Annotated in this window: 26 protein-coding genes; 21 read left to right on the plus strand and 5 right to left on the minus strand. The window is 40.2% G+C overall.

Features of this window, described 5'->3' with window-relative positions:
• Window positions 1–544: 544 nt before the first annotated feature.
• From BIZ38_RS17445 to BIZ38_RS17500, 12 genes are all read left to right on the plus strand, one after another.
• On the plus strand, window positions 545–964 hold the full coding sequence (locus BIZ38_RS17445; RefSeq protein WP_187490862.1) for a DUF4265 domain-containing protein: 420 nt from the start codon (window positions 545–547) through the stop codon (window positions 962–964).
• A gap of 168 nt (window positions 965–1132) precedes the next feature.
• Window positions 1133–1582 (plus strand): hypothetical protein, encoded by a 450-nt coding sequence (locus tag BIZ38_RS17450; RefSeq protein WP_187490863.1) that lies wholly within the window; start codon window positions 1133–1135, stop codon window positions 1580–1582.
• Window positions 1583–1666: 84 nt separating this feature from the next.
• Window positions 1667–1930 (plus strand): hypothetical protein, encoded by a 264-nt coding sequence (locus tag BIZ38_RS17455; protein ID WP_187490864.1) that lies wholly within the window; start codon window positions 1667–1669, stop codon window positions 1928–1930.
• A gap of 38 nt (window positions 1931–1968) precedes the next feature.
• A complete protein-coding gene (locus BIZ38_RS17460) occupies window positions 1969–2388 on the plus strand; it encodes a GNAT family N-acetyltransferase (protein ID WP_187490865.1) in 420 nt (139 codons plus the stop codon).
• A gap of 158 nt (window positions 2389–2546) precedes the next feature.
• The gene (locus BIZ38_RS17465) at window positions 2547–2738 is read left to right on the plus strand and encodes a hypothetical protein (protein ID WP_062565556.1); all 192 of its coding nucleotides are present in this window, start codon (window positions 2547–2549) and stop codon (window positions 2736–2738) included.
• A 951-nt stretch (window positions 2739–3689) separates the two neighbouring features.
• A complete protein-coding gene (locus BIZ38_RS17470; protein ID WP_187490866.1) occupies window positions 3690–4142 on the plus strand; it encodes a hypothetical protein in 453 nt (150 codons plus the stop codon).
• Window positions 4143–4240: 98 nt separating this feature from the next.
• Window positions 4241–4618, plus strand: a complete 378-nt coding sequence (locus BIZ38_RS17475) for a DUF6896 domain-containing protein (protein WP_187490867.1) — start codon at window positions 4241–4243, stop codon at window positions 4616–4618.
• A gap of 120 nt (window positions 4619–4738) precedes the next feature.
• Window positions 4739–5182 (plus strand): hypothetical protein, encoded by a 444-nt coding sequence (locus BIZ38_RS17480; protein WP_187490868.1) that lies wholly within the window; start codon window positions 4739–4741, stop codon window positions 5180–5182.
• A 118-nt stretch (window positions 5183–5300) separates the two neighbouring features.
• Window positions 5301–5483 (plus strand): hypothetical protein, encoded by a 183-nt coding sequence (locus tag BIZ38_RS17485; protein ID WP_166340909.1) that lies wholly within the window; start codon window positions 5301–5303, stop codon window positions 5481–5483.
• Window positions 5484–6237: 754 nt separating this feature from the next.
• On the plus strand, window positions 6238–6696 hold the full coding sequence (locus BIZ38_RS17490; protein WP_187490869.1) for a hypothetical protein: 459 nt from the start codon (window positions 6238–6240) through the stop codon (window positions 6694–6696).
• Entirely contained in the window at window positions 6686–7381 is a 696-nt protein-coding gene (locus BIZ38_RS17495; RefSeq protein WP_187490870.1) for a hypothetical protein, read from the plus strand. Before BIZ38_RS17490 ends, BIZ38_RS17495 begins: the two co-directional genes overlap by 11 nt.
• A 502-nt stretch (window positions 7382–7883) precedes the next feature.
• Complete coding sequence (locus BIZ38_RS17500; RefSeq protein WP_187490871.1) at window positions 7884–8786, plus strand: alpha/beta fold hydrolase; 903 nt, start codon at window positions 7884–7886, stop codon at window positions 8784–8786.
• Here BIZ38_RS17500 and BIZ38_RS17505 read toward each other — a convergent pair.
• The 3 genes from BIZ38_RS17505 to BIZ38_RS17515 all read right to left on the minus strand — a co-directional run bounded on the left by BIZ38_RS17505 (window position 8719) and on the right by BIZ38_RS17515 (window position 13384).
• Window positions 8719–10203 (minus strand): tetratricopeptide repeat-containing sulfotransferase family protein, encoded by a 1485-nt coding sequence (locus BIZ38_RS17505; RefSeq protein WP_187490872.1) that lies wholly within the window; start codon window positions 10201–10203, stop codon window positions 8719–8721. The genes BIZ38_RS17500 and BIZ38_RS17505 overlap by 68 nt on opposite strands.
• Before the next feature lie 145 nt (window positions 10204–10348).
• Window positions 10349–12934 (minus strand): TonB-dependent receptor plug domain-containing protein, encoded by a 2586-nt coding sequence (locus tag BIZ38_RS17510; protein WP_187490873.1) that lies wholly within the window; start codon window positions 12932–12934, stop codon window positions 10349–10351.
• A gap of 297 nt (window positions 12935–13231) precedes the next feature.
• Window positions 13232–13384, minus strand: coding sequence for an oxidoreductase-like domain-containing protein (locus BIZ38_RS17515; RefSeq protein WP_187490874.1), 153 nt, complete (start codon window positions 13382–13384; stop codon window positions 13232–13234).
• 106 nt (window positions 13385–13490) lie between these two features.
• On the opposite strand from BIZ38_RS17515, the gene BIZ38_RS17520 reads away from it, so the two are divergent.
• On the plus strand, window positions 13491–13901 hold the full coding sequence (locus tag BIZ38_RS17520; protein ID WP_187490875.1) for a hypothetical protein: 411 nt from the start codon (window positions 13491–13493) through the stop codon (window positions 13899–13901).
• An 86-nt stretch (window positions 13902–13987) separates the two neighbouring features.
• Window positions 13988–15349: a leucyl aminopeptidase family protein gene (locus tag BIZ38_RS17525; RefSeq protein ID WP_138617398.1), complete on the plus strand. Its 1362-nt coding sequence runs from the start codon at window positions 13988–13990 to the stop codon at window positions 15347–15349.
• 1 nt (window position 15350) lies between these two features.
• On the opposite strand, the gene BIZ38_RS17530 is transcribed toward BIZ38_RS17525, so the two are convergent.
• Window positions 15351–15737 (minus strand): VOC family protein, encoded by a 387-nt coding sequence (locus tag BIZ38_RS17530; protein WP_138617396.1) that lies wholly within the window; start codon window positions 15735–15737, stop codon window positions 15351–15353.
• 68 nt (window positions 15738–15805) lie between these two features.
• Window positions 15806–16879 (minus strand): ketoacyl-ACP synthase III, encoded by a 1074-nt coding sequence (locus BIZ38_RS17535; protein ID WP_166340915.1) that lies wholly within the window; start codon window positions 16877–16879, stop codon window positions 15806–15808.
• A 160-nt stretch (window positions 16880–17039) separates the two neighbouring features.
• Here BIZ38_RS17535 and BIZ38_RS17540 point away from each other — a divergent pair, with 160 nt between their 5' ends.
• From BIZ38_RS17540 to BIZ38_RS17570, 7 genes are all read left to right on the plus strand, one after another.
• A complete protein-coding gene (locus BIZ38_RS17540) occupies window positions 17040–18341 on the plus strand; it encodes an amidohydrolase family protein (RefSeq protein ID WP_316247587.1) in 1302 nt (433 codons plus the stop codon).
• Between the two features lie 8 nt (window positions 18342–18349).
• Window positions 18350–18754, plus strand: a complete 405-nt coding sequence (locus tag BIZ38_RS17545) for a DUF4440 domain-containing protein (protein WP_054552122.1) — start codon at window positions 18350–18352, stop codon at window positions 18752–18754.
• A gap of 17 nt (window positions 18755–18771) precedes the next feature.
• Window positions 18772–19983, plus strand: a complete 1212-nt coding sequence (locus tag BIZ38_RS17550; RefSeq protein WP_166340917.1) for a sensor histidine kinase — start codon at window positions 18772–18774, stop codon at window positions 19981–19983.
• Window positions 19980–20513, plus strand: a complete 534-nt coding sequence (locus BIZ38_RS17555) for a response regulator transcription factor (RefSeq protein ID WP_054552124.1) — start codon at window positions 19980–19982, stop codon at window positions 20511–20513. The genes BIZ38_RS17550 and BIZ38_RS17555 overlap by 4 nt, the downstream gene beginning before the upstream one ends.
• A gap of 152 nt (window positions 20514–20665) precedes the next feature.
• Window positions 20666–21070, plus strand: coding sequence for a DUF1761 domain-containing protein (locus BIZ38_RS17560; protein ID WP_054552125.1), 405 nt, complete (start codon window positions 20666–20668; stop codon window positions 21068–21070).
• A gap of 38 nt (window positions 21071–21108) precedes the next feature.
• The gene (locus BIZ38_RS17565) at window positions 21109–21360 is read left to right on the plus strand and encodes a hypothetical protein (protein ID WP_054552126.1); all 252 of its coding nucleotides are present in this window, start codon (window positions 21109–21111) and stop codon (window positions 21358–21360) included.
• 147 nt (window positions 21361–21507) lie between these two features.
• Entirely contained in the window at window positions 21508–21777 is a 270-nt protein-coding gene (locus BIZ38_RS17570; RefSeq protein WP_054552127.1) for a CBU_0592 family membrane protein, read from the plus strand.
• Window positions 21778–21819 lie beyond the last annotated feature (42 nt).

Below are 21819 nucleotides of genomic sequence, written 5' to 3' on the forward strand. Positions count from 1 at the left end.
AAACTAATTATGGCTCTGGCTTTGTATTAAGCTAACCCACGAAAAGCGGAGGCTAGCACCGTGTGGGAGTCATTATGTCTATATGCCTAAGAGAGTTATGTGAATATTGCTATTTTTGTAGTTTCATTTGTGGTCTATGTTTGGCTCTGCTTGGGTATCGTAAAGTTCCATAAACATTTAGCAGATAAACTTAAACTGGTTAATCGTCGTAGTTTGTTAAACGTGTTTAGCCAATATATTTGGTTTCTGTTGTTTATCGTTACCTACATTCCGTTTAGTATATTCTTCCCTGCATGGTTAAATGGAAAACTTGGCATAGTGCAAGAGTCCCCAAATGTAACAGCTATTTTCATTTTGTTGGGATGTTTAACACTAGCAATTACTATGTGGCTAGGTTATGAAAAAACTAAGTAGGCGAATTGGTAATCGGCATATAACAAAGCAAATTAAAAAGTTCGGACAAAAAACTAGTTGGCTTTGTTCGTACCTTACAAATTTTTAGCCAACTAATTTTTGCCGTTTATTTGCGGCGTTAGGCATCTAAATGAGAAACGAAGGATTAGTTAAAGTTCACGTATCTTTACCCAATCACTGGATGATTGGTGGCGAGTCTATGTGGGCAGAGCCGCTAGGGAATAATATTTATCGGCTTGAAAACGTTCCATTCTTTTCGTACTCGTTAAACTTCAAGGATGAAGTAAAAGCTTTTGAGGACGATAACGGCATATTGGAAATTGAAAATGTCATAGCAAGAAGCGGTAACCGCACTCTCAGAATAATTTTTGACAAATCAATTGATAGAGATAAACAAGATTTTTATATTGAAAAAATTCGCGATTTGGATTGTTCATTGGAAAGATGGGATGAAACATACTTAACTGTCAATGTTCGTAAATCTGCTTGCTATTTAGATGTAATCAAAAAGTTTGATATCTGGGATGCGGAAGAAATTTTTTGCTTATGAAACATGTGACGAGCAAATTCCAGGATCCTTCGATGCTGAGCCGGATGACGATGCCTAACAAACTGTTTAAAGTGGACAAAATTACGTTGGCTTGGTTTCACTCCGCTTCACAATTTAGCCAACATAATTTTGTCCATTAACAGGGCGCTATATATATTGCAGGGAAGTATGATTAGACTTTTGGCTCTATTTTTTTTGATTCTACCGTGGTGCTCAGTTGCTACTGGTGTGGTATTTATTTCCGAGAAAATAATTACGCCTGAGCAAGCGAGTGAATTCGGTATTTACAGGCTAACCGCTGGCAATGACCCGAGCTGGAACGTATTAGTTTATCCTTCTAAAAACGCTAATAATGAGCCTGTCACAGAAGCATCAATGACATTCACCATTAAAGAAAAAGAAGTAGCATTGGTACTTCCTAAAATCAGTAATTTTGAACAGACTAGTTTCAAACGTTCAGATGTCGTTTTAGATACCAACTCAGATGTTGCTGTAAGTTTCGCAGTTACATATGGCTCTCAACGCTTGGTACTAGTTAATATTACCCACTTGAAGTCAAGAGATTATGAAACGTTTGCAATGCAATATAACAAACGCCTTATCTCTGAAAATGATTAGTTGTCATAGTTTTGGAAAACAACACAAAAAGCCATGCCAACACATTGCTTGTTAAGCAGGCGTTATACATATAAAGGATTCAACTTGGTAAATATTGAAAGTACGGCAGGAATTGTTGCAACGGTAACATTATTAATACTGTTTATGTTCTTTGCTGCCAATCTAGGAATGATCGTTTTAGAGCAAAAAATATCCACAGGCAGCCTACAAGCATTTGGCTCAGGTTTGGCGAAGATGCTCAATAAAAGTGACAATCCTAATAGTTACAAGCAAGCGAGGGTTTACTTGGTTGGAAGTGCTGTATCATTTTTTGCATTCATGGCTCTTTTGGAGTTTGGCTATGCATAACAAACACACCAATGAATGGGCGGATTAAGGACAACGGAATGTCACCATCGGAAATTTTTTTAGAAGAAAGACCACCCATGGCTGAGGAATTATCCTCACTTCGAGCTGCTGTCGGATGGACTAATCCTGAGCTGTCGATTATAGAAAGCAGCATCAATTCTTCATTGTTTTGGGTTTCAATATTTCAGAGTGATCGTCTCGTTGCATGCGGTCGTGTTATCGGTGATGGTTTCATGTACTTTTATGTTCAAGATGTCATTGTACATCCTGAATTTCAAAAGCTTGGTTTAGGCTCAAAAATCATGCAGTCTATAAACGGTTTTCTGTCGTCAAATTGCCATTCTGGCTCAACTGTTGGATTATTGGCGGCAAAAGGGAAAGAAGATTTTTATCTCAAGCATGGTTTCGCATTGAGAAGTGGCAAAGATCTAGGTTTAGGCATGTGTAGGTTTATTTAGTTACAATCCTAACAAACCGCTGTATTCCGCTGCAAGTTCCCAGGGACAATAACACGTTCACTTCGTGCACTGGGACAAAAACGGGGCGCGCCTTTGGCATTTTCGCGCTACATTTGTGTCCGTTAGCTAAGCATTATATTTACTTAAGGATTCGATCTGTGCCTAAATATCAAATTCCTAAAAATGTTGGTGAATGCGAAATTATTGAATCCAGGGCTGGAACTCCTTTGATCTGGAATAGAAAAAAAAGTAAAGGCAAAATTTCTATTCCTTGCAGAGACTGGGAGCACGCTGAAGAGGTTTTAAAAAAACTTAAGGCTCTGAAAAATGGTGGTGAATTGTGGGTATGATTTTATGCTTTCAGTAGCATAGTAAATATAACAAACGCATCAATGAATGGACGTCTAAAGCTTGGCTGGCACTCGTTCCCCTCAAATTTTAGCCAAGCTTAATACGTCCCATATTGCGGCGTTATACACCATAGGAAAGCATTGTGCTAATTCAGGCGATTAATAGTCAGAGAAGACTAAAACCATATTTTTACTCGCAGTCTGCAAAAGTTGGTGGCATTGGTTGCTTGCTTGGGCTTTCAGCTGCGTACCCGTTATTCTTTATAATTGCCTCGAGCTTTGGTATTGAGTCAGATATACCAATACGTAGCTACGATGTTGGTACAGTAACTGTAATGTTTACAGTATGCTTCTTAATTATTTGCTTATCACTATACGCATTTTGTGCTTTAACTGCCTTTATTTACTATGGAATTAAGTGCAAGAAAGGGCATATCGATAGGCAAGAACTTAGTAATATCGTATTTAAAGGTATCTATCCAAAGCGGTGGCAACGTGGGTTTTAGTTCGGATTATGACAAACCACAAAAGACTCTCGCTGGGGCGCTAAAAAATGGGTTGCGTTACTTTGTTGCTATTTCTAGCTCTTCAGTGGTGCGCTAGCCAATAGAAATGTTTATGCGAAATTCACCTAATACATCCGACTCTCTAAAATGTTTTTTCCAGTAATTAGTTAACACAAATACCCTAAAGGTCTATTTTCAGAGATAGCTAAACATTGAGGTTGGCTTGAAATAATAGTTAATTTGTTTCCAAATTGTGTAGTACGCACATATATTCAAAAAATGAGCGACGAGCACATTTTCTTTTTCTGAATACCTTTAAGACTAGTTAAAAATACGAGTTGGCAATGCGTTACGTTATTTGTTACTAATAGATTTATTAATACCTGAGCGTGACATTGGCAGAAAGGTGCTCGACGCACGTACTATTAAATTGTTAGGTAGCTAGATGGAACTTCAGAGTTGGCCAACACCTTTTGAAAATGGCAGTTTGTGGTTAGTTGATTTGTCATGGGGTACCAAAGAGTGGACTTTAGAGAAATCGAATGGTGTAAAGTACCTGATTAAAGGCGACGCAAAACACGAAAACCATGAACTTGTTGCTCGTGTATTTCACGAAGAATCACAAACTATATACGAGCTATTATTTGAATCTGTAAATGGCTTTCGTTGTCTTGATGAGCATGGGTTGACTGAGGTTTGGAGCGAACAACGACCAAAGTTCAATACTTTTAAAATAAGAGGTCACGGCTGGCACAAAGAAAGTCCGCTAACCTTCTTTATAGGAAATGATGGTGAATGGTCTCACTTAATAGTTACTTCTGACGAATGTTTAGAGGTTGTTTGTCGAGAAAGCCCTACTGTAAAAGTGATTGGTAAAGCAGAGGTTTTCTCTACCTAACAAAGCCATAAAACAATGGACGCAAAACAGCAGGCTTTTGCTTATAGTCAGCCAATTTCTGCCGCTAATGGCAAGTGTTATATTCTTAGGGAAGTTTGGTGAAAGACGAAGAGCTAATCAAAAATCTAATTCCTTTGTGGCATAGTGTTATGGCATGGGCAAAAGAAGTACTGGTTCGTTCATATAAACTGGATGATGCGAAAGATATCTTGGGTCGAGAATACCGAGGAAAAAATCAAATTCCCGGAACGAATTGGTTTTATCGTACACACGGGATAGGTGTTGATGTATTCAAAACCCCCGAAGTCGGCGGAATTGATTTTGATTTCGGAAAAGATGAGCCAGATGAATGGCGATTAAAGATCTTCTTTGAAAAACAATTTAATGATGGTCAATTGCCTTATGCAGATTATCAGCATCTTGCAGACGATGAAGAGCGTTTAGAGAAAGCAATCAAAATGGTCTTAAGCAATTGAGAATATAACAAGCCCATTATGGCAATTGGACGCAAAACGCTTGGCTGGCGCTCATTCATCGTAAATTGTAGCTCACTATTTTTAACCCGTTAATCGAACGTTAGTATCTAAGGTGAAATATTGAAATACGGTGCTTGGGTTTTACTTGCAATGGTATTTACAGGGTTAGGTATCCTGAAACTTGAAAAAGATGAAGTATCCCGGACTGACTTAATTCAAAAGAACGGCACGATTAAATCAGTAAGTTGTAACTCAGGCAGTAAAGACGGATCGCCGACGGTTGTATTGCAAAGTGATGGCATTAGTTCTTCTTATAAAGTCTTAGAAGAGTTTTCATTGAGAACCGATTGCGACGACCAAAAACAAACTTTAATTGGTCGTTCGGTCATAGTTTCTATTCTGCCAAATAATAATGATTTTGCGATGGCTTATGAGTTTATCCTTGATGGAAATAAGATCTACTCATTGGAGGATGTAATCTCTTCTGACAAAGAAACAGCTTATACGCTATTTTTAGTTGCCTTTGTGATGGTAGGCTCATTATTTTTCAATCGCCAAAAATGATACATAACAAACGAATTAATAATGATTGTCTAACGCTTGGCTGGCGCTCAATCATCGTAATTTTAGCCTGCTACTTTGCGCTGGTTAAGCGAGGCGTTATAACTTACAGGAAACCTTCATGGAAATTTCTAAATTAGTTGAAGAAGCAGGGAAACTTCAAGAAGCTAAGGCATATTGTTTTCCTGAGTTAGCAAATGATATTGCTGCTATTGAATTGAAATTTCAGTTTCAAAACAACGTAGCCTTCGAATTAGTCGTTAAGGCATCAGCAATTATGCAATTAACTTTTAATGAGTTATGACATTGCCATTAATTACGGGCATTACCGAGTGTCAGCTTCCATCCTCTATATTTAAAGCTGAATTTCCAAAATTGGCACGAATCGCTCGCTGAGTCTAACTCAAAATTTCCTAGAGTTTAATTTGAACGAACTACGGAAGTTACCCAAAACAGGTCGATTGAGAAGTTAGGTGAATTTTTCAAATCAATTAGTTAACCTGCTTAATTGCTCAGGCTAGCGATCTTTTTACACGTAATAAATAAAATTGCTTATTAAGCCAAATTTAGGTGTAATGAACAAAATAAGAGCTGAGTAATGCAAGGAAAACTTACATAGCAAGGAAAGCGTACATAACACTAGCTAAGCTGATTAAATTCGTTAGCAAAGTGAGAGCCTCCAAAAAGCCTATTTTATATAAGTAAGCCACAGCATAAACAACACCAACTCTGACGCACCGAGCAGGTAGTGGTTTAGTCCAACAAGCTTTAATGCAACACAAATTACGTGTTGAATAAATACTAAAATGTGAGATCAGAAAACTGTTCGATAAATCTTTATAAATTCAAAGAAAGTTAAAATATTAAAAGGGAAATAGCTTATGCCATTAAACGCAAAAGTAAAAACGGAAGTTATTAAAAACACCGAGAATTATGAAGGTCGTGTTCCTCACTTATATCTTGATACTAGGGGCTTAGTAACTGTAGGTATAGGACATCTAATTCCTAATAAATCGGCCATGGCATCTATTCCTTTATACAAGAAATGAGCAAATAATGTGCTTGTATTAGCCTCCTTAGCGGAGAAAGATGCAGAATATGACACAATAAAAAAGCAACATTATGGAAGGTACTTAGCGAGTTACTGTAAGCCTTACACCACATTAGTGATGAAGGATCACGATATAGTCATCCAAAAAGAGAAACATATCGCAGCCTTTTATCGAGAGTTAGTCGGCTATTACAATACCAAAAATGGTTTTTCAACACATTTTGATGCGATGCCGCTTGAGGTGCAGCAAGCGCTATTGGATATGTCTTTTAATCTTGGTATCACGCGCTTAAAAAGCCAATATATCAATATGAATGCACACATAAAGAAAGAGAAATGGGCTGATGCAGCATTGCAAAGCAATCGCATTGGCATTCAGACTCAGCGAAATCTCTACGTAAAAAACCTCTTTCTAAAAGCGCAAGCTAGCGCAAAAAACCATAAGGATTATATTGATGAACTTTAAACATTTTACAACATCCTCAATATTAGCTTTGTGCGCGCTCTGTTTGTTAGCTTGTCAGCATGCGCCTACGGTAAATGAGCAGGTAAAGCAAATGCGCTGGATAAACCCCGATGTGTTTGATGCATCAAAACATACCCGAGGTAGCTTATACAGTTTTGAATTTGACATGACATTCAGTGCAGTGAATGGCGAAAATGTAACCGTTACAAACTGCCTAGAATTAGCTTTGTTTGGTGAGGACCGAGTTAGCCCGCCAGAATATATTTACTGGCAATCAATAAAAATCGACTGTGAAGTAGTAGAAAGATATTATCTTAGCTCCGAAAACGCTGTAAGCTATTGGCCTGAGTCATTTGACTATGAGCTAATTAAACAATTTCCGGCAACTACGCTCCCCTATGTAGGCGGCCAAACGCTCGAAGGTCGAACCGGCACACTTTCAGCCTATGATGCTAATCTTAAGTTTATAGAAAAAAAGAATGACAATCAGATTCATGTTGATGTAGACGATATGGATGTTTATTACGTTCAGTTGGCCCGCGCAGATTTTAATAGAGACGGCGTTCAAGATATTTTTGTTCGTATGGATTGGTATGTGAAAGATGCGTTTGGTAAAGGAACCGATTGGGTGGTGTTAACGAAACTATCACCGGATTCAGCCCCTATGATGCTCTGGCGAAAATAGAGTGCAGAAAATGGGGTTGTGATATAACAAACGGTTTTACGCAGACACTCTAGCATATGAACTTTTTGTGGTTTAGCTGTGCTTATTTTATTTAAAACTCTCCGGCTGATTAGCTGGGGCGTTTGCCCATAGAAACTTTTATGCGAAACTCGCCTAATGCAGATGGCGGCCAAACATATTTATGTCCAAACATGCGTTATCCTCAACGTATGCTCGCACTCAATGATGGCCTTTAGAACGCTCATAGCAAAGGCCATCTCTCTCGAATATTTTAATTACGTAACATATGAATCATCAATCATTTAGCTAGAGGCTCCTAAGAGTCGACTTCTAACTTCAATGAATAATGGCTCTGCATTGGTGTTACTATTTAATCAAAATCTCATCGTGCCTGAGATTCTCATTTTGAATGGCAATCGCCACACGCAAAACTTGCTTTGCTAAATAGACTGGCGTAACTTGATACTGGTACGATGAGTCTATAAGAATAAAAAGGTCAAACGTGACGATTAAACAAGAATCGGTGTTTATTAAACTCGCCGAAAGCCAAACCTTACATTTACGCCGTATCAGTAAGACTGATGCGAAAGGCCCTGCGGTGTTTTTTATGCATGGTGCCGTTGAAAATGGCAAAATCTTTTACACCCACAGCAATAAAGGTTTAGCACCATTTTTAGCTGAGCATGGCTATGTTTGCTATGTGGCAGATTTACGTGGTCGTGGTGAAAGCAAACCCGCGATTTCAAAGCATGCAAAGTATGGTCAAACCGAGGCTATTTTAGAAGATATCCCTGCATTTTTAGATAAAATTAAGCAGCTTGAAGGCGAGCCTGCGCGTTATTGGGTGGCGCACTCATGGGGTGGGGTGTTAATGAACAGTGTGTTTGCCCGTTTTCCTGAGTTGATTGATGATGTGAAAGCCTGCGGCTATTTTGGTTCTAAACGGTCTTTGTATAACCATCACCCAAGCAAGTATATTCAAGGTAATTTGATTTGGTATGGGTTGGCGCCCTTAGTTGCCCGTAAGCATGGCTTTGTGCCGGCTAAAAAGCTGAAATGGGGTAGTGATGATGAAACCCGTAAGTCACATTATCAAAGTATGCAGTGGGCTAAGCGTAAACCTTGGGTCGATACTGACGATGGCTTTGATTACGCTAACGCATTAGCTGATAAGGCACTGCCGCCCATTATGCATGTGGCGGGTGTTAAAGATAAAGCCCTATGCCAGCCGATTGATATTGAAAAATTTATGGAAGAGTCGGGCATCGGCAAGCAAAGGATGACCATTTATGGCCGTAAGTTTGGCCATAAGGTCGATTATGATCATATTAATATGCTTACTCACCCACAGGCGCGTTTTGATCAGTTTGTTGACTTGTTGAACTGGTTTGAGACTCACGCATAAGTGTGTGCATTGCGGTCTCGTAGCGTTTGTATTTTTCTAATGCTTTATCAGTTAACGGCTGTCTTACAGCCGTTTTGCTGAGCGTTGCCACCGGTTTTTTTGACTTATAAAAATCTAAAAACTGTGTGTTGTACTCGATGTTTAAGAACTTACAAAGGGCTGTTAGTGTTTGTTCGCTGTCACTGATAAGTGCTTCATAGCTTAAATCAAAAACCGCCTCTGGCATCACGTTTTGCCAATGCTCCATTAACTGCTGATACAAATCAAAGTACTGTTTAAACTCTGGGAGTGAACAAAAATAAGGTTCGTTTTCAGCAAAATAGTTGCTAAACACCGACCACGCAATTGCATCATATTCGCGCTGCATATTAATAAACTTGGCGTTAGGAAAGAGTAAGTAAATCAATCCAAGTGACTGATAGTTAGCAGGTAGCTTGTTGATCATAAAAGGGCGCACAACTGGCGCTTGTTTTATTCGTTCAATATAAATATTGCGGGCATTGTTAATTAGCCCTTGGTTTAGCTCTGCTAGGCAATCTGGGTAGGGGAGTTGCGTTTGTTGTTCAAGGTATGCAACAACCTGATTACTGATACTGGCATCTTCGCCAAGGCTGGCAAAGTCATTGTGGCTTGCCAGCATTTGCTCTACCAGCGTTGAGCCACTTCTTGGCATGCCAATTATAAAAATGGGGGTAATTGTGCCTGTAAATGTTTTGTCTCTGGCATCAATTAGCTCAGCTGTATTTTGCTCTATGATGCGCTGATAAAAAGGCACTAAGTCATGGGTTTTAAACTGCGTGAGTTTTGTTTGTAGCTTATTAGCAAGGCTGAAGTAGTTAAAAGCTTGTTCTGTATCATTTAACTGATCATAGCTTTTACCAAGGGCATAATAACACACCATTTTTAAGCGCAGGTTATTGGTCAAAGTTAAAAACTGGTGTAGCTCATTTATGTAATTTTGTTCGTTGTTAAAGCGCCCAAACTGTACTAGTTCAAATAAAATGTACGCCGTCACTGGGTAATTTCCCATACCGAGTGCATGCTTTAAAATACTGTACGCTTTGTCTAACTCACCATAAGTTAAATAATGTTGGGCAAGATAGTAATGTGGCTCAGGGTTATGGCTGGCAATTGATTTAGCATATTCGAGTACAGTTAAGGCATCTTGCGGTGAATGCACGCCATTAAAAGCATCGGCAAGGGCATGGAGTGGTTCAAGCATGTGCGGTAGTCGTTCACAGGCTCTTTGTAAAAGGTAAACAGCGGCATCATAACGTTCTAAACGCAGTGCAATGCGGCCCAATCCAAATAACGCTTCGCCATTTTCAGGATCTGAATCGAGAAGGGTTTTAAAATGAAATTCGGCCTCTTTAAGCTTGTTTTCATTCAGTAGTTGATTCGCTTTTTCTAACAGCATAGGAATGGCGGGTTATTTGTTATTTTTATTTACTATAAAACGAAAAAGGCGAAATGTCTTTCGCCTTGGTTAACTATAAATATCCAGAAAAAATCCGGGGTATCGACTTTCTAGGTTGATTGCTCAACCTAGAAAGCTGTTCTATTTAGAAAGTATAGGTAGCTTTCACGTAATAGAAGCCGCCGTTGATACCATATGGCGACGTTTCGTAGTATTTACCACCCCAGTTATTGTTAGGGATGCCAGTACTATCGAAGAAATCAAGTTTCTCTGCTTCTTGGTCGAATAAGTTTGTCGCACCAACAGAGAAGCTAAGCTCTTCAGTTAGGAAGTAAGTCACTTCTGCATCAATCGTTACTGCAGCATCAGCTGTTTTCGCTGTTGCATCGTAATCTACGTGAACACCTTGGTATTCGCCATAGTAGTTAACACGTGTAAATGCAGAGAAGTTCTCCCATTGTTGTGCCCAGCTAAGTGTTGCACGGTGGTTTGGTAAGTCATTTTCTAAACGGCTTACTTTAAATTCACCAGTAATGTCTGTTGACTTAGTTACTTCTGTGTCGTTCCAGTTGTACGCTAAGCTGAATGTTGAGCTACCGCCTAACAAATCAGTTGAGTAGTTAGCTACTGCATCAATACCTTGCGTTGTTGTATCGAAGTCATTGGTGAAGAAGCTTACTTGCGCTAAGTTTTGTACGTTTGGTACGCCTGCTGCTTCAAGCGTGTCCTTGTCTGCTTGGCTTAACTCAATTTTATCTGATTGACTGATACGGTCATCAACTTGGATGTTGTAGTAGTCAACTGTGAAGAATAAGTCGCCAAGTGTCCATACTGCACCAAACGTGTAGCTTTGAGACTCTTCAGGTTGTAGCTCTGTACCACCTAACTGCACAGCAATTGGATTTGTTGGTGGTAAAAGTGCCGAGTCAACAAGTACACCGCTGCTTAGGTTTGTTTGAACGTTACTTACGTTCGCTTGACCAACAGTTGGTGCACGGAAACCTGTACTGATTGAACCACGAATGTTCAAGTCTTCAGTTACGTGGTATTGACCCGTTATCTTGTAGTTAGTTGTTGAACCAAACGTGTCGTAGTCTTCATAGCGTAGCGCTAAGCCCATTAAGAAGTCTTCTGTGAATGGTGCTTCAACATCAACGTATGCAGCATAGTTACGACGAGTGTATTCGCCAGCATCAGATGGTTTGAAACCAGGGAAACCGTTCGAGCCGATACCAAAACCTTGTTCAGTTAGTGGGCCAGCTGTGAAAGACGCTTCGTCACCAGAAACAACAGTAAAGGTTTCTTCGTGCCATTCAAGGCCACCGGCAACGTTTACATCGTAAGCTAAACCAAAGTCAAAACCTTTTGATAAATCTGCGTTAAAGTTTTTCTCTAACTGTGAGTATTTACCTGGGCTGAAATCGCGCGGGCTTTCTGGGCCTAATGACGCATTGATTGTGTCATAGATGAAGTAGCGTGATTCGTTGTAACCAACTGTACCGCTTAAGTCATAGTATGCACCTTCAAGGAAACCAGATGTGATTTCACCTTTAGTACCAATTGTTAATGCAGTATCTGTGATGTTACCACCGAAGTTAGGTGTAAAACCGCCCGGAAGCATTTCGTTAAACGCAAAACAGTCTGGGTTGTTAGCAACTTCATCGATGTATCTTTGGTTATCTAAAACGTTATCATCAATCATGATATCGGTAGGACAGTTACCGCTCATATCGCCAGTTAAATCACCAACAAGCAGTGTTTCACCGCCGTCATTTGAGTAAACACCTGGGCGAGTGTGTGGGTTACGATAGTAGAAACCACCACGTACATCACGCTCAGAGTAGTTACCAAACATGTAGAATTCAGATGAATTACTTAACTCAAGACCGATGTTACCAAAGATAGTAATATCATCATCAACTTCTGGTGCGCCCCAAACTTGTGCTAACGAAGATACTTCAGGCACACCTGCGGCATCTAGTGCGGCTGCATCAGGGCGTTGTACTGAGCGGCTAGTCGCATCAGCTGTTTTATATTGGAAGCTTAAGTTAGCAAAACCACTATCGGTAAATGGTAGACCCACGTTACCAGAAATTTGCGTTGTATCGCCATCGCCTTCGTAGTATTCACCTTGACGTATTTCGAATGAGCCGCCTTCAGAGGCATCTTTTAATACAAAGTTCATTACACCCGCGATTGCATCAGAACCATACTGTGCAGCAGCACCATCACGAAGTACTTCTACTTGCTTTAAGGCAATACTTGGAATAACAGAGATATCGGCACCTTGAGCACCATCATTAATACCACCACCTAAGAAAGCGATAACAGATGCACGGTGACGGCGTTTACCATTAACAAGTACTAAAGTACTGTCAGAAGGAAGGCCACGTAAGTTAGCTGGGCGAACAAGTGACGCAGCATCACTAATTGGGTTTTGGTGAACGTTAAAAGAAGGAACGGAGCCTTTTAAAAGCTCAAGCATATCGGTGTTACCACCTTTATCTAGCTCTTCACCACCAATGATATCAATGGGTACTGGTGAATCACCGATTGAACGTGGTGCTGAACGAGTACCCACCACGGCAATTTTCTCTACATTTTTGTTAACTTTCGTCTCTTCAGCTGCTTGCTCTGCAGCAACAACCGAACCCGACACAAACAGGCCTGCTGTTGTAGTCGCTAAAGCAAATTTAATTGCTTGTTGTAGCGCATTATTTTTGAATTTCATTCCGACTTCCCCAGTTAGAATAGTTATGATTATGTCACCAAATAAAGTATTAGAACTTGGTGTAAATCTCTTATACATCCTGTAAATAATTTTTGCAAATTGTTAATTTTATGTTGTTTTGTGGGTGTTCCTTTGTTCTTTGTCGTTCTTTTGTGGATTATCTTATTGAAAGTAAAGAGGATAATTTATTCTCGATATTGGGTTTTAGCGTAAAAAAATATATAAATTATGCAAAAATAATTAGATAGAAGGCTTTTTTGGATGGTTTTTGAACGGTTTTTGATTTGGAACGGTCTATTAAGCTTGTTGTGAATTATTGCTTAACCGCCATTGTTGCAGTTTTTTTCGGTATTCATCCCATACACATGGGCAACAGCTACCACCTCCACAACACTCATCTGAAGCTGGTTTTTTGGGTTTTGGCTCAGCTTGTTGTTTAGGTTGGTTCATTTTTAATACTGAAAAATGGTTACGAATAGAGTATTAAGGATAAAGTAAAATCTAATATAAGTAAATTATGCTTTGTGAACGTCGCATGCTGTGTGAAAATAACTAAATGCGATTATATAAAGTTATTCATCGAGCCCCATTTCGAGTGGCTAAAATTACCAAAAAGCGTCAAACATTACGTTTTAAGCGCGCTATGGTAGCACTCAAAATCGCACTTGCCCAAGAAAAGCAAGAAACAAAAGAAATGCTTCATATTTATAGGCGATACACCCAAGGCCAAGCTACTAAAGAAGAATTGCATACTGCCAATGAGCAATTTATAGATATCTTAAAAGGGCTTGGTTTAGGTGTGTTTGCAGTTTTACCCTTTGCGCCTATTACCATTCCTTTGGTTGTAAAGCTGGGGCAATGGGTTGGTGTCGATGTGCTACCTAGTTCATTCAATATTAATAAGTCAATTAAAGAGCTGGATCAACAATTAGCAAAAGAAGAAAAAGAGAAACAAAACAAAGACTGATTAGGTTTTTTATCTGATTTTGCCTATACCTTTTGTATCAAGATATTGGTATGCTTAAATACCTTTTCTTTATATCGAGTCGTTTAATGAGTTCATTAATTCGCCATTCTTCTTCGGGAATTCCCCTGTCATTTATTGCTAAAGCTGACCTATCAACGTGGTTAACCGAGCAGCCGCAAGCCTTACAAAATTGGCTAACAAATTGTGATTTTAAAAACAAAGGCATGGCCTTAGTTGCTAATAATGAAACCGGTTCACTTGAGCATGTTTATTGTCTGGTAAATGATTTACAAGACTTTTGGTTAGCAGGTGACTTATCAACAAAACTGCCTGCAGGTTGTTACCAAATACAAGGTGATGAAAAGTTTGTAGAGCAAGTAACACTGGGCTTTGTGTTAGGCGGTTACGAGTTTAGTGAATATAAAGAAAAACCTTCGCCACGCGCTACCCTTGCCATTAAAGACGAATCGTTAGTAAAGCGTTTATCTCAGTATGCAAGTGCAATTAATTTAGTTCGTGATTTAGTGAATACGCCTGCTGCGGATATGATGCCGCAGCATTTATCACAAGTAATGGCTGATTTAGCTGATACCTTTGATGGTGAGTTCAGTGAGTGGGTGGGTGATGAATTATTAGAGCAAAACTACCCAACGATTCATATGGTTGGTCGTGCGTCTGAGAATAAACCTCGCTTACTTGATCTACGTTGGGGCGCAAAAGATGCACCGCAAATTACCTTAGTCGGTAAAGGCGTGTGTTTTGATTCTGGCGGTTTAGATTTGAAACCAAGCTCAGGGATGCGCAACATGAAAAAAGACATGGGCGGTGCGGCGCATGTTATTGGCCTTGCGCAGTTAATTATGGCTGCCAACTTACCAATTCGCTTACGTGTTCTGGTACCTGCGGTTGAAAATGCGGTTTCTCGAAATGCATTTAGACCGGGTGATGTGATCAAAACTCGTAAAGGGATCACAGTAGAAATTGATAACACGGACGCTGAGGGCCGTTTAGTGCTGTGTGATGCACTTGCTGAAGCGCAAAATGATAACCCCGATCTTATCGTTGACTTTGCAACCTTAACTGGTGCTTGTCGTGTAGCCCTAGGTACAGAATTACCTGGCTTTTTCGCAAATAACCGTGAAGTGGCTAATAAACTGATGGATGCAGGTGAAAGCTGTCATGATCCTGTATGGCAACTGCCGTTATTTGATCAATACAAAGCATTATTAAAAAGTGACGTAGCAGATATTGCTAATTGTGCTTCCACTCCATTTGGTGGTGCGATCACCGCGGCACTTTACTTAAAAGAGTTCGTCGAGCCAAGTACGCCATGGGTTCACTTTGATGTGATGGCCTGGAACTTACGTGCATTACCGGGTCGTCCTGCAGGCGGTGAGGCACTGGGTATTCGTGCTGTGTTCAACTACCTACAAGATCGCTTCCAATAAGTTAAAGCTGGTAAAGCTCTAACGGTAAATCATCGGGATCGGCAAAAAACGTAAATTGCTTCCCGGTGATTTCATCCACTCTTATTTCTTCAACCGAAATGCCTTGTTGTTCTAAATAATGCTTAGATTTTGCAATATCGGCGACTTTAAACGCCAAATGGCGTAGCCCTTGTGCTTCTGGATAGCTTGGTCTCGGTGGCGCTCCAGGAAACGAAAAAAGCTCTATTTGGCTGCCATCAGGAAGTGCTAAATCTAATTTATACGAGTCACGTTCAGCGCGGTATTGTTCGTGAATGATTGGTAGCTTTAATATTTCATTATAAAAATGCTTTGATTTTTCATAGTTGCTACAGATGATTGCAGCATGATGTATGCCTAATAGATCCATAAATTAATCCTTTTATGCCCATAAAAAAACGCGGACTAAGCCGCGCTTCTCTATAAATGATAGGAGTATTACTGTGCCGCTTTACATGCTGCAACAGCCGGTGCAACCAGTTCAAGACCTGTTTTATCACACTCAGGTAGAGCTGCATCAGAAACCGCGATAGGTGTTACACGCTCGCCCCATTTAATGTAACTCGCCGCCCAAGTTAAACCAGCACCAAAGGCTGCTGACATAATGTTTGAGTTAGGTTTGATAAGGCCTTGCTCAACCGCTTCACAAATGGCAATCGCAATTGTTGCAGCAGACGTATTACCGTAATCGGCAATGTTCACCATGACTTTTTCGTCAGCTACTTTCAAACGTTGCTGAATAGCTTGGATAATACGTAAATTGGCTTGGTGAGGAACTAATACGTCAATGTCATCAAGCTCTAACTGCGCTTGGTTCAGCACGTCGTCACAAGCTTCGCTCATCCCTTTAACAGCACGTTTGAAGATTTCGCGACCTTCGAATAATAAGTTAGAAGGGCCAATTGGCTCGTACTTATTTAAATCGCTACCGAAGTTTTCGATATGCAGAATGTCGCGATCTTCACTGTCGCAACCTGTTTTAGTGGCAAGTAAACCTGATGGTGTGTCTGAGGCTTCTAATACCACGGCACCAGCACCATCACCGAATAATACAGCACTGTCGCGACGTGCCCAGTTGATGTACCACGTCATACGTTCAGCGGCAATAACGACTGCTTTTTTGATCATACCTGCACGAATTTGTGCCGTTGCTGCTTGTAATGCATATAAAAAGCCTGAACATGCAGCGTTTGTGTCCATTGCTGCAGCGCCAACCGCGCCAATGTTTTTTTGCACTAAAGAGGCCGTATTTGCCACCATGGTTGATGGTGTACAAGTTGCAAGAAGTACAAGATCAATGTCTTTACCATCAACACCAGCACAAGCAAGCGCTTGCTTTGCGGCAACGGTCGCTAAATCGGCAGTAGAAACATGGCTGACACGGCGAGATTTGATGCCTGTACGTGTTGTGATCCATTCGTCATTGGTATCAACAATATTGCTAATTTCATCATTGCTGATGCTTGCTGGTGGTATACATTTACCCCAGCCAGTAATTTGGGCATAAGACATAATGTGTTCTCTTTATGTGGTCAGACTTGTTAAATTTTCCCGAAGTTATATCAAAATTCACTTGTTAACACTAGTTCATTGCCGCGCTATGTCGTAAATAATGGCATTTACTCAGTATTTAAGTTAAACCTAGTATAAAAAAGAGGCGATTATGAAAAAAATAAATCTAAAAATAAGCACATTATCGGTACTATCTTTGTTATCTACGTTTGTGGTTAATGCACAAACCACCCTTATTCATGCAGGAAAGGTACTTGTTGGCACTGAACAGAGTGTTAAAGAGCAGCAAACGCTGGTTATTGAAGGTAATAAAATTGCTGCAATAAAAGCAGGCTACTTAACAACACAGCAGTTAGGCCTCAGTGATGCAGATGTTTTTGATTTAAAAAATCAGATGGTCTTGCCGGGTCTAATTGATATGCACGTTCATGTTACCTTTGAGCGAGATGCAACGCGTAACCCACATCAATGGGTCACTGAATACGAAGCAGATTATGCACTACGTTCTTTAAAATACTTAAAACGCACGGTTAATGCGGGTTTTACCTCTGTGCGCGACCTAGGTAGCAGCTATCAAGTTATCTTCCCTTTAAAACGAGCGGTTGAGCGTGGCGACATTGTTGGCCCGCGCATTTTTGCAGCAGGTGATATGATCACACCGACCGGCGGCCACGCTGACATGCATGGCTATCGCCGTGATATTACCAAAGCGACAGAGGGTGGGGGCTTAGGTGTGTGTGATGGTGCTGACGATTGTACTCGTGCGGTACGCGATGTGATTAAAAGTGGTGCCGATGTGATCAAAATTACGGCAACAGGGGGTGTTTTAAGTAATACAGCGGCCGGGGTTAATCAGCAATTTACTGATGAAGAGCTCAGTGCCATTGTTAACACTGCTCATCATTTAGGCCGAAAAGTCACCGCTCATGCTCATGGCACAGAAGGTATAAAAGCAGCTCTCAGAGCGGGTGTTGATTCAATCGAACATGGCTCTTTTTTAGATAAAGACACAGTTAAATTATTTAAAAAGCAAGACGCGTATTTAGTTCCAACCTTACTCGCTGGCGCGACAGTAAAAGAAGAAGTGCTAAATAACCCTAATATGCCAAAAGCTATTGCTGAGAAGGTTGAATTTGTGGCGCCAAAAATGGAAGAGTCGTTTAAATTAGCATTAAAAAATAACGTGAAAATAGCCTTCGGCACCGACTCAGGCGTATCTAAACATGGTGATAATGCCAAGGAGTTTGAGTTATTAGTTAATTATGGCATGACGCCTAAGCAAGCAATTAAATCAGCCACAGTTGAAGCTGCTAAACTATTAGGTCAAAGTGATAACCTCGGTGACTTGAGTGTTGGTAAACAAGCAGATATTATCAGCGTGAATATGAATGTACTTGATAACATTAGTGAACTTAGTCAGGTTCAGTTTGTTATGAAGGGCGGTAAAGTGCTCAAACAGTAAGGGTTACTATGGGCGGTAAAATTAAAGAGACGTTATTTAATCATTTAATTGATGCTGAGCGGCAGCTACTTGAGCCAGAAGTTCGGCAATCTGCTGAAGCGCTTGATGCATTACTTGATGATGATTTTATTGAAATAGCTGCTGATGGTACGTCTTTTAATAAGTTCCAAGTGTTAACCCGTCTGCCAACTGAGGTAGTACCGCAGTTTTATAATCAACACTTTAAAGGTCGAATGCTCAGTGATGATATTGCACAGCTGAGCTATCAAGCAGCCTTTAGACGTTCTGCGCGGTCAGAGTTTAATTACTCCATTCGTATGTCACTGTGGCGTTTTAATGGTAAACAATGGCAAATGGTGTTTCATCAAGGAACGCCTTGTGCTGTTTTTACAATTTCAATGGACGATGATTAAGTTTTAAAGAGTCCGTTATGCAAACCGATCCGGCGATTAGTCGCCTACTAATTTTAAGAAGCGCCGCAATCGCCGTACAATTTGTCGCTGTTATTGCGGTGTACTTTCTATTTGAATACCAAATCCCCTTACTGCCTTTACTTGCTGTTATTTGTGTTGAAGCAATCTTTCAGCTGTTAAGTATATTCGCTTATAGAAAAGTAACCAAAGCCAGACCAGCCGCTGTACTGATGCAGCTGACAGCCGATTTACTGTTTTTAACGATTTTGCTGTCATTAAGTGGCGGGGCTACCAATGCATTTGTGTCGTTATTACTGTTACCGATAATGATCGCTGCGGTCTCTGTTAATGCGAAAGGGCTTGCTTATACCGCAGTGCTGGCAATCGCCGCTTATAGCTTTTTACTAATAAATATGCCTGAGCACACCATGCACCAAATGCAGATGACGCATCATTTTATTGGTATGTGGATTAACTTTGTTATTAGCGCCATTGTTATTGCTTTTGTTATTGGTACATTAAACAGTACATTGAGAGCAAGAGAAGCCACCATTGCACGAACTCGTGAGCAACAATTAAGGCATGAGCAATTATTAACGCTTGATGGCGCTGCTGCACAAGTAACGCACCAACTTGCAACGCCTATCGCAAACTTACAGCTGTTATTTGAAGAACTGAAAGAACAACAAGCTGATGACCCCATTGTACAAGAAATGGCTAAGCCATTAGCCCAGTGTAAAGAACAGCTTGCTCATTTTAGGTCGCTTTCAAATGCCTTAAGGACCGGTCAAACACGGCAAGTGATCAGCGCTGAAACACTACAAAGCACCATTCAAGATGCGATGACACTGCATTTTCCAGAGCAAAACTTACAGTGGCTAAATAACGCCCCTGATTGTTCGATTTTAAGTGATGCCATGCTGTTACCGGCTATTTTAAACTTGCTGCAAAACGCCGTATCGGCGAATAACCATAATCAGCAATACTGCGTAGAAGCTAAGTGGCACATAGATCAGCAAACAGTTTCATTGTCGTTACGTGATTTCGGTCAAGGTTTTAGCGAACAACAAATGGCATCATTAGGTGGCCAACTCATGCCAAGTAACAATGGTATGGGGATGGCAGTTATGCTTTCGAATGTGACTTTAGAGCGCTTAAATGGCTCATTAACACTAAGCAATCACCCACAGCAAGGTGCAATTGCGATGGTTAGTTTAAAAATTGTATGAAACTTTTAATTATTGAAGACGATGAAAATCTTGCCAGCACACTGGCAAGGCGTTTTACAAAACAAGGCTTCACATGTTCACTTGCTCATAACGCTGAGCAAGCTTTACAGCATATAACCACTTTTGAGGCGAGCCATTTTCTGGTGGATTTAAAACTCGGGGATGATAACGGCCTTGCGCTAATTAAACCCTTAAGAGAACAATTTCCTTCAGCTCGTATTGTGTTACTCACTGGGTTTGCCAGTATTGCCAGTGCAGTCGAAGCCATACGATTAGGTGCTGACGACTATTTACCAAAACCTGTCGATTTTAATTCACTTTTAAAAACAATCTTGGGAGACGCCGAGGTAAACCTATCACTTGAAGAATCAAAGCCAAACAAAATTATGTCGCCAGAGCGCCTTGAGTGGGAGCATATCCAACATGTTTTGCACAGTAACGATGGTAATATTTCCGAAACTGCGCGCCAACTGAATATGCACAGAAGAACATTGCAGCGTAAATTACAGAAAAAACCAGTTAAGCAGTAAAGTGATTATTAACGTAAGTAAAATAATTAGAAGGCGTAAATCAGTACAGGATTGAATTCTAAATAGGTACAAAATTACGTGTTTTAAATTTGCTGCATCGCTGATCCTTAACTAAAGTCATGTTAAACCTAATCGTTGTATGAGTCTGGTGTATGCATTTTTATCAACTTAACTTTTTCGCAATTTTTTTTGCAGGTCTTGCTTCATTCTTATTGGGAATTGTCTGGTATTCACCTTGGTTATTTAAGCGTATTTGGATGGAGAGCTGTGGTCTAACTGAGTTAGATTTGCAACAAATTAATCCATTTAAAGTTTTTGGTAGCAGTTTAATATTATGCTGTTTGATCTCATTTAGCTTTTCATTATTTGTTGGGCCCAATGTTGCTGTTGGGGTGGCTGTTGGTACAGGTTTTATAATTGGTTTATGTTGGGTAAGCCTTGCTATAGGCATAGGCTACATATTCGAGCAGCGGCCGTTAAAACTGTTTTTGGTAAATTCAGGTTATGCTATTTTACAATTTTCATTAATTGGCTTGGTTTTGGGTCTCTGGTCATAGCGTGATAGCATGCACTTTTTGAAATAATAAATGGATTAATGGCAAAACCAAATAAAAAAGGGCCAACTAAAACGGTCGATATTTTTTGTTCACAATGTAAAACGCAGTTATTTAAATACCGTAAAGGTGGAAAAGGCGCGTTGGTTAAATGTTTTGTTGAACGGATTAGCCAAGATTTTACCAATGACACCGGTATTTGCCCTGACTGCCAACGCCCATTTGCCCGCCAGACCATGATCCGTGGTACTCCAGCTTTAAAAATAATCGGTGGTAAGGTGACACATAAATAGAATTAAAATACGGACATTTATCCTCGTTTCTTACTCATGCTCTGATACTATTGACCGGTTTGCTGTTTCAATGAATGAAAACAACCCTCCCCATGGATTGGGCCAGTTGTATGGGTATAAACATATGAAAAAAATGGACTCACGCACGTGATAGCACTTTTATTTGATATAATTGGCATGACAGGCACATTCTTAGTGGTTGGTGCTTTCTTTTTACTACAACTGAATAAAGCATCGCCAACCGGCCTTGTGTATAACATGATGAACTTAACGGGCGCAATTCTGTTACTGATCAGTCTTTGTTATAACTTTAACCTTGCTAGTTTTGTTATTGAGATTTTCTGGATAGCGGCGTCACTTATTGGATTATATAAGTACATCAAAGCAAAGCGTACTGGAAATGTTGAAACAGCTTAATTAAGCTTGGCTCATTAAAACAGACGTTTTTAGAAACCCATT

This window comes from Pseudoalteromonas sp. BZK2, assembly GCF_014349195.1.
GTDB lineage: Bacteria > Pseudomonadota > Gammaproteobacteria > Enterobacterales > Alteromonadaceae > Pseudoalteromonas > Pseudoalteromonas simplex.

What these genes read in the sequence shown, in the direction of transcription:
- BIZ38_RS17445 (WP_187490862.1), top strand. Translation starts at nt 545, where the DNA reads ATGAGAAACGAAGGATTAGTTAAAGTTCACGTATCTTTACCCAATCAC.
- BIZ38_RS17450 (WP_187490863.1), top strand. Translation starts at nt 1,133, where the DNA reads ATGATTAGACTTTTGGCTCTATTTTTTTTGATTCTACCGTGGTGCTCA.
- BIZ38_RS17460 (WP_187490865.1), top strand. Translation starts at nt 1,969, where the DNA reads ATGTCACCATCGGAAATTTTTTTAGAAGAAAGACCACCCATGGCTGAG.
- BIZ38_RS17470 (WP_187490866.1), top strand. Translation starts at nt 3,690, where the DNA reads ATGGAACTTCAGAGTTGGCCAACACCTTTTGAAAATGGCAGTTTGTGG.
- BIZ38_RS17485 (WP_166340909.1), top strand. Translation starts at nt 5,301, where the DNA reads ATGGAAATTTCTAAATTAGTTGAAGAAGCAGGGAAACTTCAAGAAGCT.
- BIZ38_RS17495 (WP_187490870.1), top strand. Translation starts at nt 6,686, where the DNA reads ATGAACTTTAAACATTTTACAACATCCTCAATATTAGCTTTGTGCGCG.
- BIZ38_RS17505 (WP_187490872.1), bottom strand. Translation starts at nt 10,203, where the DNA reads ATGCTGTTAGAAAAAGCGAATCAACTACTGAATGAAAACAAGCTTAAA.
- BIZ38_RS17510 (WP_187490873.1), bottom strand. Translation starts at nt 12,934, where the DNA reads ATGAAATTCAAAAATAATGCGCTACAACAAGCAATTAAATTTGCTTTA.
- BIZ38_RS17515 (WP_187490874.1), bottom strand. Translation starts at nt 13,384, where the DNA reads ATGAACCAACCTAAACAACAAGCTGAGCCAAAACCCAAAAAACCAGCT.
- BIZ38_RS17520 (WP_187490875.1), top strand. Translation starts at nt 13,491, where the DNA reads ATGCGATTATATAAAGTTATTCATCGAGCCCCATTTCGAGTGGCTAAA.
- BIZ38_RS17525 (WP_138617398.1), top strand. Translation starts at nt 13,988, where the DNA reads ATGAGTTCATTAATTCGCCATTCTTCTTCGGGAATTCCCCTGTCATTT.
- BIZ38_RS17530 (WP_138617396.1), bottom strand. Translation starts at nt 15,737, where the DNA reads ATGGATCTATTAGGCATACATCATGCTGCAATCATCTGTAGCAACTAT.
- BIZ38_RS17535 (WP_166340915.1), bottom strand. Translation starts at nt 16,879, where the DNA reads ATGTCTTATGCCCAAATTACTGGCTGGGGTAAATGTATACCACCAGCA.
- BIZ38_RS17545 (WP_054552122.1), top strand. Translation starts at nt 18,350, where the DNA reads ATGGGCGGTAAAATTAAAGAGACGTTATTTAATCATTTAATTGATGCT.
- BIZ38_RS17550 (WP_166340917.1), top strand. Translation starts at nt 18,772, where the DNA reads ATGCAAACCGATCCGGCGATTAGTCGCCTACTAATTTTAAGAAGCGCC.
- BIZ38_RS17555 (WP_054552124.1), top strand. Translation starts at nt 19,980, where the DNA reads ATGAAACTTTTAATTATTGAAGACGATGAAAATCTTGCCAGCACACTG.
- BIZ38_RS17560 (WP_054552125.1), top strand. Translation starts at nt 20,666, where the DNA reads ATGCATTTTTATCAACTTAACTTTTTCGCAATTTTTTTTGCAGGTCTT.
- BIZ38_RS17565 (WP_054552126.1), top strand. Translation starts at nt 21,109, where the DNA reads ATGGCAAAACCAAATAAAAAAGGGCCAACTAAAACGGTCGATATTTTT.